General features: G+C 44.2%; 16 protein-coding genes and 1 riboswitch. Of the genes, 9 read left to right on the plus strand and 7 right to left on the minus strand.

Features of this window, described 5'->3' with window-relative positions; all coding sequences use genetic code 11:
- Window positions 1–182 precede the first annotated feature (182 nt).
- Window positions 183–836 carry a glycerol-3-phosphate 1-O-acyltransferase PlsY gene (gene plsY, locus PR799_RS11220; RefSeq protein ID WP_272522067.1) on the minus strand — a complete coding sequence of 218 codons (654 nt, stop codon included), beginning with the start codon at window positions 834–836 and terminating at the stop codon, window positions 183–185.
- A 115-nt stretch (window positions 837–951) separates the two neighbouring features.
- On the opposite strand from plsY, the gene folB reads away from it, so the two are divergent.
- Entirely contained in the window at window positions 952–1,311 is a 360-nt protein-coding gene (folB, locus tag PR799_RS11225; protein ID WP_154627895.1) for a bifunctional dihydroneopterin aldolase/7,8-dihydroneopterin epimerase, read from the plus strand.
- Window positions 1,312–1,367: 56 nt separating this feature from the next.
- Here the strand turns inward: folB and PR799_RS11230 are convergent, their stop codons facing one another.
- Both PR799_RS11230 and PR799_RS11235 read right to left on the minus strand, forming a co-directional pair.
- Entirely contained in the window at window positions 1,368–2,603 is a 1,236-nt protein-coding gene (locus PR799_RS11230) for a multifunctional CCA addition/repair protein (protein WP_272522068.1), read from the minus strand.
- A gap of 10 nt (window positions 2,604–2,613) precedes the next feature.
- Entirely contained in the window at window positions 2,614–3,225 is a 612-nt protein-coding gene (locus tag PR799_RS11235; protein ID WP_154627691.1) for a TIGR04211 family SH3 domain-containing protein, read from the minus strand.
- Window positions 3,226–3,505: 280 nt separating this feature from the next.
- Between PR799_RS11235 and PR799_RS11240 the strand changes: the two genes are divergently transcribed.
- The 3 genes from PR799_RS11240 (at window position 3,506) to hldE (ending at window position 8,846) form a co-directional block, all read left to right on the plus strand.
- Entirely contained in the window at window positions 3,506–4,468 is a 963-nt protein-coding gene (locus PR799_RS11240) for a CYTH domain-containing protein (RefSeq protein WP_272522069.1), read from the plus strand.
- A gap of 11 nt (window positions 4,469–4,479) precedes the next feature.
- Window positions 4,480–7,323 carry a bifunctional [glutamate--ammonia ligase]-adenylyl-L-tyrosine phosphorylase/[glutamate--ammonia-ligase] adenylyltransferase gene (gene glnE, locus PR799_RS11245; protein ID WP_272522070.1) on the plus strand — a complete coding sequence of 948 codons (2,844 nt, stop codon included), beginning with the start codon at window positions 4,480–4,482 and terminating at the stop codon, window positions 7,321–7,323.
- A gap of 95 nt (window positions 7,324–7,418) precedes the next feature.
- The gene (hldE, locus tag PR799_RS11250) at window positions 7,419–8,846 is read left to right on the plus strand and encodes a bifunctional D-glycero-beta-D-manno-heptose-7-phosphate kinase/D-glycero-beta-D-manno-heptose 1-phosphate adenylyltransferase HldE (protein ID WP_036956264.1); all 1,428 of its coding nucleotides are present in this window, start codon (window positions 7,419–7,421) and stop codon (window positions 8,844–8,846) included.
- A gap of 88 nt (window positions 8,847–8,934) precedes the next feature.
- Here the strand turns inward: hldE and ubiK are convergent, their stop codons facing one another.
- Window positions 8,935–9,213, minus strand: a complete 279-nt coding sequence (gene ubiK, locus PR799_RS11255; protein ID WP_006662951.1) for a ubiquinone biosynthesis accessory factor UbiK — start codon at window positions 9,211–9,213, stop codon at window positions 8,935–8,937.
- A gap of 208 nt (window positions 9,214–9,421) precedes the next feature.
- Window positions 9,422–9,589: riboswitch (FMN riboswitch) on the plus strand.
- 154 nt (window positions 9,590–9,743) lie between these two features.
- Here ubiK and ribB point away from each other — a divergent pair.
- Both ribB and ygiD read left to right on the plus strand, forming a co-directional pair.
- Window positions 9,744–10,397 carry a 3,4-dihydroxy-2-butanone-4-phosphate synthase gene (gene ribB / locus PR799_RS11260; protein ID WP_154603389.1) on the plus strand — a complete coding sequence of 218 codons (654 nt, stop codon included), beginning with the start codon at window positions 9,744–9,746 and terminating at the stop codon, window positions 10,395–10,397.
- Between the two features lie 170 nt (window positions 10,398–10,567).
- Window positions 10,568–11,371, plus strand: coding sequence for a 4,5-DOPA dioxygenase extradiol (gene ygiD / locus PR799_RS11265; RefSeq protein WP_272522071.1), 804 nt, complete (start codon window positions 10,568–10,570; stop codon window positions 11,369–11,371).
- A gap of 127 nt (window positions 11,372–11,498) precedes the next feature.
- On the opposite strand, the gene PR799_RS11270 is transcribed toward ygiD, so the two are convergent.
- The 3 genes from PR799_RS11270 to tolC form a co-directional block, all read right to left on the minus strand.
- On the minus strand, window positions 11,499–12,659 hold the full coding sequence (locus PR799_RS11270) for a glutathionylspermidine synthase family protein (RefSeq protein WP_272522072.1): 1,161 nt from the start codon (window positions 12,657–12,659) through the stop codon (window positions 11,499–11,501).
- A 6-nt stretch (window positions 12,660–12,665) separates the two neighbouring features.
- Window positions 12,666–13,373, minus strand: a complete 708-nt coding sequence (locus PR799_RS11275) for a DUF1190 family protein (RefSeq protein ID WP_154627688.1) — start codon at window positions 13,371–13,373, stop codon at window positions 12,666–12,668.
- Between the two features lie 409 nt (window positions 13,374–13,782).
- A complete protein-coding gene (gene tolC, locus PR799_RS11280; protein ID WP_272522073.1) occupies window positions 13,783–15,165 on the minus strand; it encodes an outer membrane channel protein TolC in 1,383 nt (460 codons plus the stop codon).
- 308 nt (window positions 15,166–15,473) lie between these two features.
- On the opposite strand from tolC, the gene nudF reads away from it, so the two are divergent.
- The 3 genes from nudF to yqiA all read left to right on the plus strand — a co-directional run bounded on the left by nudF (window position 15,474) and on the right by yqiA (window position 17,675).
- Window positions 15,474–16,112 carry an ADP-ribose diphosphatase gene (gene nudF / locus PR799_RS11285; RefSeq protein WP_272522075.1) on the plus strand — a complete coding sequence of 213 codons (639 nt, stop codon included), beginning with the start codon at window positions 15,474–15,476 and terminating at the stop codon, window positions 16,110–16,112.
- A 133-nt stretch (window positions 16,113–16,245) separates the two neighbouring features.
- The gene (cpdA, locus tag PR799_RS11290) at window positions 16,246–17,085 is read left to right on the plus strand and encodes a 3',5'-cyclic-AMP phosphodiesterase (RefSeq protein WP_154627686.1); all 840 of its coding nucleotides are present in this window, start codon (window positions 16,246–16,248) and stop codon (window positions 17,083–17,085) included.
- Window positions 17,085–17,675, plus strand: coding sequence for an esterase YqiA (yqiA, locus tag PR799_RS11295; RefSeq protein ID WP_272522076.1), 591 nt, complete (start codon window positions 17,085–17,087; stop codon window positions 17,673–17,675). The genes cpdA and yqiA overlap by 1 nt, the downstream gene beginning before the upstream one ends.
- Window positions 17,676–17,722 lie beyond the last annotated feature (47 nt).

Below are 17,722 nucleotides of genomic sequence, written 5' to 3' on the forward strand. Positions count from 1 at the left end.
ACACGTACCAAAATTGGGGGGGTGAGTGTGAGTCAATATAGTAAAAAATAGGGAAAGTTTTTGATGGTATAGAAGGATGTGATTGAACTAGACGTGAAGATAATAGAAATAAAAAAGGCTGAAATTCAGCCCTTATTATTTATCAAAGTAATGACTTATTAGAGGCATTATCGTGAATGATGTTAATCGTCCTTATCGTCACGTTGCTCTTGAGCTATCTCTTTGGTGGTTTTTTGCTTTTTATTCTTCAATTTTTGCCAAATTCGGCTTTCTTGCCCGCGCCATAGACGCTGAATATTGCCATGATGGCGAACAAGCACTAAGCACGACAGCATGGCTACCGGGAAGGTGAATTCAGGCTTAAACCACCACACATAAAATGGCGCCATTAGAGCACTGACAATCGCCCCAAGGGATGAGTAGCCACTGAGCAATACGGTGAGCAGCCAAGTGCCTGCCACCAAACCTGAAAGATCCCAACCGATTGCCGCGATGGATCCAAATGCGGTAGCAACGCCTTTTCCACCTTTAAAGTGAAAGAAAACCGGATAAATATGTCCAAGGCAGGCTGCAATCGCGACCAAGCCAAGATAGAATGGTTGCACATTTAAATAATAAGCAAGCCATACAGGGATCATCCCTTTCAGTACGTCACAGATCAGTACTGAGGCAGCGGCAGCTTTGCCACCGACGCGTAAGACGTTAGTTGCACCGGGGTTACCAGAGCCGTGTTGACGAGGGTCGGGTAATCTTGCCAGACGGCAGATCAAAATAGCACTCGATATTGATCCGCAAAGATAGGCGAAGATTATCATGCCAAGCGCGATAGCACTCATAACTAACTCCAAAAACGGTTTAAGCTATTTATATGTAATTCACTTCAGTCTTGGATAATACGCATATTTTTCCTGAAGTGGTATCAATTCAGCACATAAACGAGAAAATGACGTGATGGATATCGTATTTATTGAACAATTATCAGTCATCACCACCATTGGTGTATATGACTGGGAGCAAGATATTGAACAAAAACTTTTGCTCGATATCGAAATGGGATGGGACAATAAACAGGCCGCGATGAGCGATAATGTTGAATTATGTTTGAATTACGCTGAAGTTAGCGAACGTGTTGTTAGCTATTTAGAACAGAATAAATTTGGGTTAGTTGAAAGAGTTGCAGAAGAGGTTGCTCAACTGCTGATGAATGAATTTTTCACACCTTGGGTACGTATTCGAGTGTCTAAGCCAGGGGCTGTTGCTCGTGCTGCCAATATGGGCGTATTGATTGAACGTGGTACAAAAACCAGTTAGTGGGGATTGTTGCGTGGATGTTGGCGGTTGAAGTACCGCCAATATTTTCAGTTATTTTAAATCATCACTTTTTGTATTTTTAGCCACTCTTCAACTGCTTGAATACGCTGCTTAGTCAGTTCCTCTCGGATTTGTGCGCCTTGGAAACCCTGCTCAATAATCGATTTCACCGCGACCGCTTTGGCTATCTCATAGGATTGACGTAAAAATATCCCTTGAGGATAAGCTTGGTTTTCTAACCCTCCGCGACCTCTGGCATCAGCCTCACTCACTAAACTAAGCTGAGAAATACGCTCAGGTTTATGCCAGCTATCTAATCCATCAAAGATCCCCACAATATCGGCAGCGCTGAGCTTGTTAATCACATGGATCATATCGTGATATTTTGCAGCAAGGCAGGCGAGGTCTTTAGTGCTGGTTGGGATCTTATACCGCTCACACATGTCGATGATCAGGGGGATCCCTGCTTCTCCATGCTGCGGATGACTCGGCCAGACCGCTTTAGGCGTAAGTCCTTTACCTAGGTCATGGCATAACGCAGCAAAGCGCACATCAATATCTTTCGATAATGTTGCCACCACGCGCATTACCATCAAAATATGGATCCCTGTGTCCACTTCCGGATGCCATTTTTCAGGGGCTGGTACGCCGAATAGGTTATCAATTTCAGGAAATAGAACGGCAAGTGCGCCGCATTCACGTAAAACTTCAAAGTAAACTTGCGGTGAATTGGACATTAGCGCTTTGTGCGTTTCTGTCCAGACGCGCTCTGGAGTGAGATGGGATAGCTCTCCCGATTCCGACATGGACTGCATCAACGCCATGGTTTCTGGGGCAACTCGAAAGCCTTGAACATAATAGCGAGCGGCAAAACGTGCCACACGCAATACGCGCAATGGGTCTTCCAAAAAAGCATCAGAGACATGGCGCAGAACGCGATTTTTGAGATCACGCACACCATGATGGGGGTCGACCAACTCCCCTGTATCGCTTTGTGCGATGGCGTTGATGGTCAAATCTCGGCGCAGTAAGTCATCTTCGATAGTGACGTCTGGCGCGCTATAACAGCTAAACCCTGTGTAGCCAGAACCGATTTTTCGTTCCGTTCTGGCAAGGGCATATTCTTCATGAGTCTTTGGATGCAAAAAGACAGGAAAATCTTTGCCTACCTGTTGAAAGCCTTGGGCTAGCATCGCCTCTGGCGTGGTACCCACCACCACATAATCTCTATCTGAGATAGGTAATCCAAGTAATTTGTCACGTACCGCTCCACCGACGAGATAGACTTTCATTTAGGCTCTCTTACATCCAACCATCATTACGTTTTTTACGGCGTGGAATAATGTGAGGCAGAAGTAGCCCTAAAATTAATCCTGCACCCGCCACGCCACCACCGTACATAAACCACTGTAAAATTAACTCACGGCGACGATCATCCAGATTCACTTCAGCAATGTCTAACTTTTTACCCGCTTTGATGAGTTCGTTTTTCAGTTTTTCATTTTCTGCTTTGAGCTGACGCACTTCACTATCATTATCAGCCACTTTTTGCTGCATGTCTGCGGTGCGGGTATTCCAAGTATTGTCAATGTTATCTAACTGTTGACGAAGCTTTTGATTTTCAGCTTCTAACTGCGGAATTCGGCTTTTCATACTTGGGATGTCGCTAAGCTGATCCGTTGGTATCCAAACGGTGCGGCCTTTGCCATCTTTAATTTGAGCAAATTTATTATCCACTGAAATCAGTTCAACGGATTCACCTGCGTTTAGCGAGCCAACAATGCGGTAGTTGGTGCCTGGGCCACTACGGACATAAGTCGATAAATCTTCAGAAACGTAGCGTGTTTCAGCGTTTGCTGTGATTGAAAGGCCTAACCCCATGATTGAAACAAGTAAAAGTGGAATTTTTCGCATAGTGTTTTTATCTTTTCACGGTGAATGAGTGTCGTATTAATTAAATACTAATAAGTAAAGCCTATTGGTGCAAACGTTAAAGCATAGAGTTGTGTAAATGTTGAATGAGAATGAGAACCTTCCTAAGTCACTGGATAATACAATTTTTAAGCATGTTATTGAAACAACCCTCTAAGGGAATTTATATTTGTAGAATTTTTGGTTTCCGTGCGGTTTCTTTTCTCTGCTTTCAGGGATTGGGGTAATATGGATGCAGTAAAATTATTAAATAAGGAAATGTATGAACCACATAGAAGTTGAACTCAAGTTAGCGGCTCAGAGTTCTGCTATTGATGCTGTTTGTCAGTGTATTTCGACGCTTTCACCACAACATTCTGCGCCTCGCAAGCTGACTAATATCTATTTTGATACGGCACAAAGACAACTACGCCAATGGGATATGGGGTTGCGTATTCGGGGTTGTGATGGTCGTTATGAGATGACGATGAAAACGGCTGGGCAAGTGATTAGCGGATTACACCAGCGCCCAGAGTTCAACGTGGAAATTGATTCCCCTGAAATCAATCTTGCGGCATTTCCAGCAGAAATCTGGCCTGAAGGAACGGATATCGCGCAACTAGAGGATGAGTTGGAAGTTTTGTTTAGCACTAATTTCACTCGTGAAACATGGTTGGTGAAATTCGAAGATAGTGAAATTGAAATTGTTTTCGACCAAGGGGAAGTCTCCGCGGGTGCGAAAGATTTACCGATTCAAGAATTTGAATTGGAACTAAAACAAGGCTTTGTAGCTGACGTACTGAATTTAGCGAAAAAATTCGCAGATATTGATGGTCTGAGTTTATCCTCCCTGAGTAAAGCGGCACGAGGTTACTCATTATTGGCGAGTGAGCCTGTGCCTTTAGTGCGTCCTGAATCTGTGTTTGATTATGAAGAACAACCGATTGAAAAGTCACTGTTGCACATGCAGCAACTTTGCCAGCAACATGAACAGTATTGGCTAGCTGGTGGTGAACATGCGCGTCATGGGCTTAGTGAGTTTTTACGCTTTGTTCAGGCTTTCTTAGTGCATTACCAAAACTCTGCACCGCATTTTGTTCACGATCTCCCTCTGGAACAATTACGTTTGGATGTGACTGATGAAACGGTCAGTGCAGAAGGCTTTTGTTACAGTAGCCAATGGCTAAAATGCAAACTAGCCTTTATTCAGTGGTTAACCGCCTTAACATATACCGATGTCGAATAGGTACTGAATCTATGCCGCTTTCTTCTGAGCTTTTGCAGAACCAACACCAACGTATTATTCAGCTGTTTACGGAGCAATCTTCTGAGCTGCTTCCGCTAAATGAATCTGAACTGAATTTTCTCGCATTCAGTGATTTTGCGTTAAAACAGGTTCTCGCTAATTCCCGATTTTTACAGCATATTCGAATACTGCCCCCGGTAGGTGATGAATGGGCTCGCTATGGGGAATGGCTGGAAGAAGCGCTAGCATCGGTGACGGATGAAGATCATTTGATGCAGGTCTTACGCACTTTTCGTCATCATATGTTAGTGCGTATCGCTTGGATGCAAACCTTAGAATTATGTTCCCAGCGCGATACTATTGTGCAACTTAGCGAACTGGCTGAGGTATTGATTGTTGCAGCGCGAGACTGGCTATACAAAACCTATTGCCTCTTGTGGGGAACGCCGTGTGATCGTACTGGAAACCCGCAGCCACTATTAGTGCTTGGGATGGGGAAACTGGGTGGAAGGGAATTAAATTTTTCGTCTGACATCGACCTGATTTTTGCTTATCCCGAAAATGGAGTTACTCAAGGGGGACGTAAAGAGCTGGATAACGCGCAGTTTTTTACGCGCCTAGGGCAGAAGCTGATCCGCGTTCTTGACCAAGTCACCATTCACGGTTTTGTGTATCGCGTTGATATGCGTTTACGCCCATTTGGCGATAGCGGCCCATTGGTCTTCAGTTTTTCTGCTTTGGAGGATTACTACCAAGAGCAAGGGCGTGACTGGGAGCGCTATGCCATGGTCAAAGCCCGTATTATGGGGCCTGACAGCATCCATTATGCGGATACCTTGCGTAAATTATTACGCCCGTTTGTCTACCGCCGTTATATTGATTTCAGTGTTATCCAATCCCTACGTAATATGAAAAATATGATTGAGCGAGAAGTTCGCCGTCGTGGATTGGTCAATAACATCAAATTAGGCGCTGGCGGTATTCGCGAAATTGAATTTATCTCCCAAGTTTTTCAGTTGATCCGAGGCGGACGAGAACCCGCGTTACAGTCACAATCTTTATTTACCGCATTACAAGGCATTGAAGAACTTGCATTATTACCAGCACAGCAAGTTACTCAACTGCAAGACAGCTATATCTTCCTACGTCGGTTAGAGAATTTATTGCAAAGTATCGATGACCAACAAACCCAGACATTGCCCGATGATGCTTTAAATCAGGCGCGTTTAGCGTGGGGGATGGGATTTGCGAATTGGGCTGATTTTTATCAGCAACTGAGTGCAAAAATGGCAACGGTACACCAAATTTTCGCAGAGCAAATTGGTAGCGATGGTGAGGAAGACAAAGTGGAAGAGTGCCATGAAGCGTACATTACGCTCTGGCAGAGTGAGCTTTCCAAAGAGGAGCTGGCAAGTTATTTACCGTCAAAAGATGAACTCGTCGCAGAAAAAATAATCCACGGAATTAACCTGTTCCGCCATGATCTTAATAAGCGCACTATTGGCCCCCGTGGTCGCGATGTTCTTGATGAGTTAATGCCAAAGTTGTTGGCAAAAGTGGGTGAGCGCGAAGATGCAGGGCGAGTGATTGAACGCATCACGCCATTATTGCTGAGCATTGTTAGTCGAACAACTTATTTAGAGTTGATGCTCGAATTTGACGAAGTGCTAACTCACGTTATTCGCTTATGTGCGGCTTCGCCAATGATTGCCGAGCAGTTAGCTCGTCACCCGCTTTTGTTGGATGAATTACTCGACCCGCAGTCCTTGTATCAGCCATTACCGCTCACCGCCTACCGCGATGAATTACGCCAATATTTAATGCGTGTGCCTGAAGATGACGAAGAGCAGTTGCTAGAAGCGCTCCGCCAATTTAAACAGGCACAGTTATTACGTATTGCCGCCGAAGATATTTCGGGGGTGCTCCCTGTGATGAAAGTGAGTGACCACTTAACGTATTTGGCTGAAGCGATTATTGATGCAGTGGTGCGCCAAGCATGGCAAATGATGGTCAAGCGCTATGGGGAACCCGATCACTTAGCTCAGTTCGATGAAAAACAGTACGGATTTGCGGTACTGGGCTATGGTAAATTAGGTGGCTGGGAGCTGGGTTATAGCTCAGATTTGGATTTGGTTTTTCTGTTTGACTGCCCGATGAATGCGGTGACAACAGGGGATCGTTCCATTGAGGCTCGTCAATTTTATCTGCGTGTTGCACAGCGTATTATTCATCTTTTTAGCACCCGCACGGCTTCTGGGGTATTGTACGAAGTGGATGCTCGCCTAAGACCTTCCGGTGAATCGGGCATGTTGGTCAGTACAATCCAATCTTTCGATGACTACCAAAAAAATGATGCATGGACGTGGGAGCACCAAGCGCTGATCCGCGCTCGTATGGTGTTTGGCGACAGTTCGCTACAGCAAAAATTCATGCAAATTCGCCATGAAACCTTATGTCTGCCGAGAGAGCCGGATGTGCTTCGTGAGCAGGTGCGGGATATGCGCCTGAAAATGCATCGGCATTTGGGAAGCCATCAGGAAAATGAGTTTGATTTAAAAGCCGATCCGGGCGGGATCACTGACATTGAGTTTATTGCTCAATATTTAGTGCTGCGTTTTGCTATTGATAATCCAGCGCTGACTCGCTGGTCTGATAATGTGCGTATTTTTGAGTTAATGGCGCAGTATGATTTTATGTCAGAAGAAGAGGCGTATGGTTTAACGCAGGCGTATGTCACGATGCGTAACGAGCTACATCATTTAGCGCTACAATCGTTACCTAGCCGTGTAGACAGCCAACAATTTTCAGCTCAACGCGCCTTGGTGCTTGCCAGCTGGAAAAAATGGCTTGAGTGATTGATTAGCTAGCAAATTATTTAGGCGATATCGCGCAGTATGCTAGTATTAGCGGCAATTAATTTCAGATTTTCTTTTCATAACTGGAGTGCGGGATGAAAGTAACCCTTCCTGATTATAAGCAAGCAGGTGTCTTGGTTGTTGGTGATGTCATGTTAGATCGCTACTGGCATGGACCTACAAATCGTATTTCGCCTGAAGCGCCGGTTCCGGTTGTTAAAGTGACCATGGTGGAAGAGCGTCCAGGCGGCGCGGCAAACGTGGCAATGAACATTGCGTCACTGGGCGCAAATTCTCGCTTAGTGGGGTTAACGGGGATTGATGATGCGGCAAAAGCGCTGACCGAGAACCTGAATGGCGTGAATGTACGCTGTGACTTTGTGGCCATTCCTACACACCCAACCATTACTAAGTTACGTGTTTTATCCCGTAACCAGCAGCTGATCCGCCTCGACTTTGAAGAAGGGTTCGAAAATGTGGATGCGCAGCCAATGTTAGAGCGCATCGAGCAAGCCCTGCCTCATATTGGCGCGTTGGTGCTGTCTGACTATGCGAAAGGTGCATTAACCGAAGTTGAAAAGATGATTGCGCTGGCGAATAAAGCGGGCGTACCTGTTCTTATCGACCCGAAAGGCAACAATTTTGAGCGTTATCGTGGCGCGACGCTATTAACGCCAAATATGTCTGAATTTGAAGCGATTGTAGGTCGTTGCAAAGATAATAAAGATGTTGAAGAAAAAGGGATGCAGCTCCTGGAATCTTTGGAGTTATCCGCACTGTTGATTACTCGCTCAGAGCAAGGAATGAGCTTGATCCGCCGTAATGAAGCACCTTTACATTTACCGACTGAAGCACAGGAAGTCTTTGATGTTACAGGGGCTGGCGATACGGTCATTGGCGTATTGGCGGCATCAATTGCATCAGGTCGCCCATTACATGAAGCTTGTGCATTAGCAAATGCCGCAGCGGGTGTTGTGGTTGGCAAATTAGGGACTTCAACAGTTTCCCCTATCGAATTAGAAAATGCTATCCGTGGTCGCGCAGAAAATGGTTTCGGCGTAATGACCGAGAGCCAGCTGAAGCAAGCAGTGGCCGATGCACGTGCTCGTGGTGAGCGCGTAGTGATGACCAATGGTTGTTTCGATATTCTGCATGCGGGACATGTTTCGTATCTAGCAAATGCACGTAAATTGGGTGATCGCCTGATTGTTGCGGTAAACAGTGATGCATCGACTCGCCGCTTGAAAGGGGAAACTCGCCCAGTTAATCCATTAGACCAACGTATGATTGTGTTGGGGGCATTGGGTGCTGTGGATTGGGTTGTGCCATTCGAGGAAGATACACCGCAGCGTTTGATCTCCGAAATTCTGCCTGACATCTTAGTAAAAGGTGGAGATTATCAACCAGATGAGATTGCTGGTAGCAAGGAAGTGTGGGCTGCTGGTGGACAAGTGATGGTACTGAATTTCGAAGATGGTATTTCAACCACTAATATTATTAAAAATATCATGAAAACCAAATAATTAGATTTTAATTGGTTTTAGCAAAAGCCTAGCTTTTCGTCTGCATTTAACTGCGTACAGAAGTTAGGCTTTTTTGTTTGTGACTGAATCAATCTTCTTGTTTTTCTTCAATCACTTTTTCATCTGAAAAACGGGCTTCAAGTGCGCTAACGCGTTGCTCCATTTTCATCAGTTTTTCGCGAGTGCGCAGCAAAACTTGTGTTTGAATATCAAACTCTTCACGGCTAACTAAATCTAATTTACCGAGCTGAGATTGCAGCAGTGAACGAAGCTTTTTATCAAAGTCTTCACCTAAGTCACGCACGCCTTTTGGTAATGCACCTTGAATTTGGCGGGCAACTTGTTCAATTTTTTTCGGATCGAGCATTCGCGGGTCCTTCAGTTTCAAAATAACGTCAGTTTCAAAATAAATAATGTGGGGTAGTGTAATACCTGCGGCGTTACGAATAAACCACCTTCTAACATTATTATAGAAACCCAGCCTTTCATCTTGTTTTTATTGGCGAAAAGTGTGAGTAAGTTTCCACTTTATCGTTTGCTCGTTGCACCATTGAATTATTGGAGTTATATTAATTGCGTAATCTCAGGGCGGGGTGAAAGTCCCCACCGGCGGTAACATGCATCGCGCATGAAGCCCGCGAGCGCTTTGTTGTCTTTGGCATTATTGTCATGGATAGGAAAGGTCAGCAGATCCAGTGTGAATCTGGAGCCGACGGTTATAGTCCGGATGGGAGAGAATCACTGTATCTGCATGCTTGTACCTATTAGGTGCAACATTGTTCTACATATTGAATAGCGAAACGGCTGTTAAGTCGTTGTGTTTATTCATTTCTCGTACTCCTAAGACTGCCCTGGTTCTGGTAACTCAAATATTGTTAATTTAAGAAGGTTTTTACCATGAATCAGACGCTACTTTCCGAATTCGGTAATCCAACCGAGCGTGTTGAAAATGCAATTGAAGCCCTGCGCCAAGGCAAAGGTATCTTAGTTCTCGATGATGAAGATCGTGAGAATGAAGGTGACTTAGTGTTTGCAGCAGAAACCATGACCACAGAGCAAATGGCAATGACCATTCGCTATAGCAGCGGCATTGTGTGCCTGTGTATTACGGAAGAACGCCGTAAGCAGCTTGATATCCCGATGATGGTGGAAAAAAACACCAGCCAAAACCAAACCGGTTTTACGGTCACTATCGAAGCGGCAAAAGGCGTAACGACAGGCGTTTCTGCGGCTGATCGTATCACGACGATTAAAACCGCAATTGCGGATAATGCGGTGCCTGCGGATATTAATCGCCCAGGCCATGTATTCCCTCTGCGCGCTCGTGAGGGTGGGGTATTGACTCGCCGTGGTCATACCGAAGCGACAATTGACTTAGCTGTACTGGCAGGTTTTAAACCCGCTGGAGTACTGTGTGAGTTAACCAACGATGATGGCAGCATGGCGCGTGCGCCAGATGTAGTGAAGTTTGCTCGCGAGCACAACATGACTGTTGTGACTATCGAAGACTTAGTGAACTACCGCCTTCAAGTGGAAAAAAAAGCCAGCTAATTTGCTAGGTTTTTAAAACGTTTTGCATACAGAGTCATCGGCCACAAAGTTGCACACCTTTGTGGCCTCTTCAAATTTTTTGATGATCATTCTCATAATTCCCCCACTGTGTTTTTTCTAAAAAAGGGTATGCTGATACTCATTATCCTTTTTGTGGAATTGAGGTCATCATGTCGACAAATAACCAACACTTAACCCATCGAATGCCTGCGGTATTTATCGGTCATGGTAGTCCGATGAACGCGATTAACCATAATCCGTACACTGAAGCATGGGAAAAACTGGGCAAAACCTTGCCTAGACCGCGTGCGATTTTGGTGATCTCAGCACACTGGTATACCCGTGGAACGGCGATCACGGCGATGATTAAACCGAAAACTATCCATGATTTTGGTGGTTTCCCTGAAGCTTTATACCAAATAGAGTATCCAGCACCGGGATCTCCAGAACTGGCTAAACAGGTGGCTGAATTATTGTCTCCGGAACCAATTCATCAAGATAAAGAGGAGTGGGGGCTTGATCACGGCACATGGGAAATTTTAGTCCGTATGTATCCTCAAGCAGATATCCCTGTTGTTCAGCTCAGCATTGATGGTACGAAACCCGCAGCTTGGCATTATGAGCTGGGGAAAAAGCTGGCGGTATTGCGCAATGAAGGGGTATTGATTATGGGCAGCGGTAACGTGGTTCATAATTTAAGAGCGATGGATTGGCAAAATGCTAATGCAGCGCCTTATCCTTGGGCGACCTCTTTTGAGCAGTTTGTGTATGACAATTTACACAGTCTCGATCAGCCGCATCCGCTCACTAAAGGGTTAGATCGTGAAGATGGTAAATTATCGAATCCATCGCCGGAACACTTTTTACCTATCTTACCTATTTTAGGAACTTGGGATGGCGTAGAAGGGATAAGTACGCCGGTGGAAGGGATTGTTTCCGCATCGCTGAGCATGTTGTCAGTGCAAATCGGCTAATATTTTCGAACCAGTTTATGCTTTCAGGTTGGTTAATACTGATAATAAAAAATAAGAAAGCGGCACGAAATAGCTCGTTGCCGCCTTCTTTTTATCAGATACCCTGTTTTATCAAACTAACAAAATATTAGTCGATAATAATATGTGGGTAAAAACGTGATAAATCCTGAGTAATCAGTTCGTTATCTTCACGAATACAGATGCCCGCAGGTTGATCGTTAACTAACCAGCTTCCCACTAATGTGTAGCTGCCTTCAAATTTTGGCAGTGAGTGGAATTGCTGGATAATCATCCCTTCTTCACCATAAGGGCCATCCGCAGAAGCGATTTCTTTGCCATTTTCGATGACGCGAATATTCGCACCTTCACGAGAAAATAGCGGTTTAATCACATAGCTTTCAAGCTCTGGTTTGTTACCATCCGCAAAGTAGGCTGGTAACAAGTTTGGATGATCAGGGAACATTTCCCATAACATTGGCAGCAACGCCTTATTGGAGATAATACTTTTCCAGGCGGGTTCTAACCAACGTACACCCGCATCTTGCAGCTTGGTTGAGAAGATTTCTCTGAGCATAAATTCCCATGGATACAGCTTGAACAGGTTACTGATGACCTGATCTTGTGTATCGGTGAATTCGCCTTTTTCACCCAGCCCGATTTCATCCATATACAGAAATTCGGTCGCTACGCCAGCTTCGTTTGCACAGTCTTGCAGATATTGCACTGTGCCACGATCTTCTTCGGTATCTTGGCAGCAAGCCATATGTAGCAAGCGGAAACCGTATTGATCTTTAAGCTCACCAAAACGCTCAATCAGCTGCTCTTGAATGCTGTTAAACTGGTCTGCATTTTCTGGCAGTTTCCCAGCTTCGATTTGGTCTTCTAACCAAATCCATTGGAAGAATGCTGATTCATACAGTGACGTTGGTGTATCTGCGTTATTTTCCAGTAACTTAGGTGGATTTATACCATCGTAAGCTAAGTCGAGACGGGAATATAATGAAGGCTGCTCACTTTTCCACGAACTACGGACAAATTCCCAACAGTGTTTAGGAATTTGGAAGCGAGCGAGTAACTCGTCGCTTTCAACAACGCGTTCAACCACTTTTAAACACATTTGGTGAATTTCAGCGGTAGCTTCTTCAATTTCTTCAACTTGTGCTAGCGTGAATTGGTAATAGGCATCTTCAGACCAGTACGGTTCTCCGTACATAGTGTGGAAGTGAAAACCAAACTCATCCGCTTTTTCGCGCCAGTTAGGACGCTCTACAATAGGAACACGTTTCATTACTTATCAACCACCCATTGAACGGGAAGAGGATGAGCTGGATTTTGCGGACGAAGATGAACGTTGCGCTGTCGCTTGTTTGTTGACTGTATCACCGAAACCGCCACGAGTAATGGTGGAGGTAGTCGCTGGTTTTGGTGCCATAGCAGTTTTTGGTACGCTCATTGAACGACCGCCAGCAACGGCTGGACCATAACTTTTACCCGTCGCATCAACAAATTTACCATTTGCTGGGCTGGCTGGGTTTTTAGAGCTAAACAGTGGTTGAGATGGTGCGCTACCGCCCATCATACGGCCCATCATGTAGCCCATCATTAATGGCATCCACATGCTGCCACTGCTTTGTGGTTGAGCAGCTGGCTCACCGGCTGCTGGTGTGCTTGTACCTGCGATGCCTGCTTGAGCTGGCGCCTGAGTACACATCGCTTCACCAAATTCTGCCACGCAATCTGCTTGAGTTGCGTATTTTGGCGCTGTTTTAGCGGCTTCATTCAATGCGTTGTTATAGGCAAGGGTACATTGGTCTGCTTGAGATGGATTGGCTTGGCTACAGTCTTGCGCGTTAGTGTACAGAGACACAGTTTCATCGCTCTCTTCACATGCAGACAGCATAAATACAGCACTGACCGCCACAGCGACAGGGGCTAAACGGTATGAGCGCCAAGACTTACGGAAGGCGTTCTGATTAATATTTTTGGTACGCTTCATGGTCATGGTAATTACCTTGAATGAATAATAAGTAAGGGGGTTCGAGATGTTGCCCTTAGAATAGGGGATATAGGATAAAAATTAAAGTACAAATGCTGCACAAATAATGGGAAATGATGGATTTAGCGAAATTGATTCCATTTTTGCATGTTGTTGGTGAAATCTAATGCTGAGTAATTCCTATTTTTCTTTGATATCAATAAATTAATTATGATGATTTTTTGACTATGGTTGCAATTAAGTTTAGTCAGAATTGACTGAATTTTAAGAATTAGATGAATAAATAATACGGTAAGTTATTCATTATTTAGAGAACAGACAAATTCGCGTTATTTCAAAATAAGCGCTTGGGTGATAGGGCTAAAAAAATAGCCCGCCATTTGGGCGAGCTATTTTCATCGACTCAATTAAATGATTATTTAATTTTTGGTGCAGTCGAGTTGCGAATAATGCTGTCAGGTGAAGTTTGGATCTCTTTACCTAAGCTGGCATTTAAACGCGCAATATCATCTTCGTTTAACGTACCACGTGCAAATTCGATGTTCAGTTGGTTAATCATATAATCGTAACGAGCGTTAGACAGGTTTTGCTTCGCTTGATACAGCGCAGTTGTTGCTGTTAACACGTCAACGATAGTACGAGTTCCCACTTGGTAACCCGCTTCCATTGCATCTAATGAGCTCTGCGCTGAAACAACAACTTGTTTATAAGCGTTGATGCTACTGATTGATGATGTCACGTTGTTATACGATGAACGAACCAATTGGATAACGTTACGGTAAACGCTTTCCAGTTGTTCGCTTGCACTTTGGAAACCATATTGTGCTTGTTCAACTTTTGAACTTATTGCTCCACCAGAATATAGTGGCAAGCTTAATGTTAAACCAATACTGTTTTGGCCATTGTAGCTGTTATTTGCGCCACCGGTACGATCGTAACCGCTACCGTGGTTATACGTATTTGCTACGCTAGTTGATGCATCTAAATCTACGGTCGGCATATGACCCGTTTCTGCTAAACGGATGTTTTCACGAGACACGTCTTGCGCTAAGCGGGCACTCAGTAAGCTCAGGTTACGTTGCTCAGCTTCTTTTAAGATAGACTCAACATCGTCTGGATTAGCAGTTTTGAAGCGGTCGATATTTAAAGAGGCTAACTGGCTATAGTAAACACCGCTGACTTGGCGAAGTTTTTCAACCGCGTTAACTAAATCATTGCGACCAGCCACTTCTTGTGCAATCACGCTATCGTAATTTGCACGGGCGTTTTGCACGTCAGTGATTGCGACTAAGCCGACGTTAAAACGTTGCGTTGTTTGGTCTAACTGGCGGTAAACCGCTTCTTTGTTGGCTTGGATGTAAGATAACGCATCAATGGCTTTCAGTACGTTAAAATAAGCCGTTGCGGTATCTAAAATAAGCTGTTGCTGGCTTGTCTGATAGGTAACATCAGAAATTCCTGCGGTTTTTTCTTGAAGATCCAACTGACGCCATTTTGACATGTCAAACACAGTCTGGGTCAATTTTAATGACGCATTAAGACCCGTGCTTTCGGTATTGCTTGCATCACGGTAACCGCTGCCATAAGTTGCCCCAGCGCCTAAACCTAATTGCGGTAACAGCGGGCTACGTGCTTCGTTGATTTTCTCAAAAGCTTGATTACGTTCAGCAAATGACTTTCTGAGTTCCGGGTTACTGTCTTTGGACTTTTGGTAAACCTGAAGTAAATCTTCTGCGTAACTATTAGCACTGAGACCCACAAAACTCATCGCAATAAAAAGGGGAAGCAGTTTCTTCATTTGGATTCCTTGATTAAACAGCAAATTATATGGAGCCTGTTGTCTAAAACTTATCATGTTACGGACGATGATAGGCTGTTGGAACTCTGAAAAGAGAGACCGTTCTCAAAACAGACCCTATTGTTGCTCATAAATTTGAATAATGGCGCACATTGTAACAGAGGTGTGGCACGGAAAACGGTAGCCTTTTGTGCCATTTAGTCTCAATTAGTTTAAACATTACCTCATCTAAGGTTAAAAAACCTTAAAAACTGATTTCATCCTTCCATCTTTGTTAGTATAAAAATGAAGGGATTAGGAGACTATCAATGAATAATAAAATCGAAAACCCGATTAAATACAGTAAAAATGATATTGAAATTATATCTAAGCGTAAATTATTTAACGGTTTTTTTCAAATGATTGAATATCGATTTAAACATCGATTATTTGAAGGCGGCTGGAGTAAAGAAATTGTTCGCGAAGTGTTTGAAAGAGGGCATGCGGGGGCAATACTGCCTTATGATCCACAAACCGATAATGTCGTATTAATCGAGCAAATTCGATTTCCTGCCTTTGAATCAAGTGAAACACCATGGTTGTTAGAGATAGTCGCGGGAATGATAGAAGATAACGAATCCCCCGAAGAGGTGGTTCGCCGCGAATCAACGGAAGAAGCGGGTCTCACCATTGGACGTATAGAAAAATCGATTAGCTATTTATCAAGTCCTGGAGGCACTAGCGAGCGGATTCATGTTTTTGTTGGCGAGGTCGATAGCTCGTTGGCAAAAGGCATTCATGGCTTGGCCTCGGAAAATGAAGATATTCGAGTGCATGTAGTGAGCCGAGAGCAAGCTTATCAATGGGTTGAAGAGGGTAAAATTGATAACGCGGCCACCGTGATTGCCATTCAATGGCTACAATTGAATCATCAAAAGCTGCATGAAAAATGGGTGAAACTGATTTAAATAACCATTAATCTAGTGAAGTGTGTGCTGATTAGCAGATATTTAATGGATAGTTAGGTTAAAATCAGTGACCTACGCACTTCATGGTTTAGGTGATAATACTTAGCGCTATTTTTAAGGAAAAAGGAAGACTTTGGACAGCCAGCTTAAAGTGACTGCTAATAACCCTAAAGTTATTAGAATATTACAAGTTACTGATACGCATCTTTTTGCTGATACGGAAAACACCCTTTTAGGGATCAATACTTACCGAAGCTATCAGGCGGTACTTGATGCGATTGCAGAACAAAACTTACCTGTCGATTTAATCGTCGCCACAGGGGATCTCGTTCAAGACCAATCACCTAAAGCCTATCAACATTTTGCGGCTGGGATTGAGCGTATTCCTGCACCTTGCGTTTGGCTACCGGGAAATCACGATTATCCGCCTGCGATGGTTGGCACCTTAAAAATTGCGGGTATTTCGAGTGCGAAGCAGGTCTTTATTGGTGATGACTGGCAAATTTTAATGCTAGATAGCCAACTACAAGATGTTGCTCACGGCGAGCTTTCTGATCAGCAACTGGAATGGATGAAACAGTGTTTAGATGAGCAGCCGACACGCACGACACTGATTATGCTGCATCATCATCCATTACCTTCTGGCTGCACTTGGTTAGATCAGCACAGTTTACGAAATTCACATATTTTGGCGGACTATCTTAAAAACTACCCTAATGTGAAAGCGATGCTGTGTGGGCATATTCACCAAGAGATGGATGAGAATTGGCACGGTATCCGTTTATTAGCAACGCCATCGACCTGTGTACAGTTCAAGCCTCACTGTACCAATTTTGCTTTAGATACGGTTGCTCCGGGCTGGCGCTATTTGGAGCTAACGGTGAATGAGCAAGGGGAAAAAGTGATTGAAACCCAAGTTTATCGTTTAAATACTCAGGAATTTAGCCCTGACTTTGACTCAGATGGTTACTAATGGCAACATTACTGTATATCCACGGGTTTAATAGCTCACCACTGTCTGAGAAAGCGAATAATCTGAAACAGTGGTTGGCAGAGCATTATCCTCAGATCAACATGATTGTTCCGCAATTGCCTAATTTTCCTCAGCAAGCAGCTAAGCTACTCGATGATATCCTTGCGGAACATCAGCATGAAACAATCGGTTTAGTGGGTTCCTCACTGGGTGGTTATTTCTCCATTTATTTTTCTGAGCGTTATCAAATTCCCGCAGTATTAGTGAATCCGGCGGTGCGCCCGTTTGATTTACTCAGTGACTATCTTGGAGAAAACACCAATCCATATACCCATGAAACGTATGTGTTAGAACCCAAACATATGTATGAGTTGAAGGCTCTGCATCTCGGAAAGATACGTTCGCCAAACTTACTTTGGTTATTGCAGCAAATGGGGGACGAGGTACTTGATTATCGTCAAGCCGTTGCCTATCTTTCAGAGTGTAAGCAAACGGTGGAACCGGATGGGGATCATGCATTTGCTGGGTTTGAACGTTATTTCCCGCAGATCATTCGCTTTTTGTCTCTGGTTGATAACGCAGAGAAATAGTGCGAAAACGCCAATACACTGTTATTATCAACAGTAATCTACTGATT

Source organism: Providencia sp. PROV202, from assembly GCF_028479565.1.
In the GTDB taxonomy this organism is placed as follows: Bacteria; Pseudomonadota; Gammaproteobacteria; order Enterobacterales; family Enterobacteriaceae; genus Providencia; species Providencia zhijiangensis.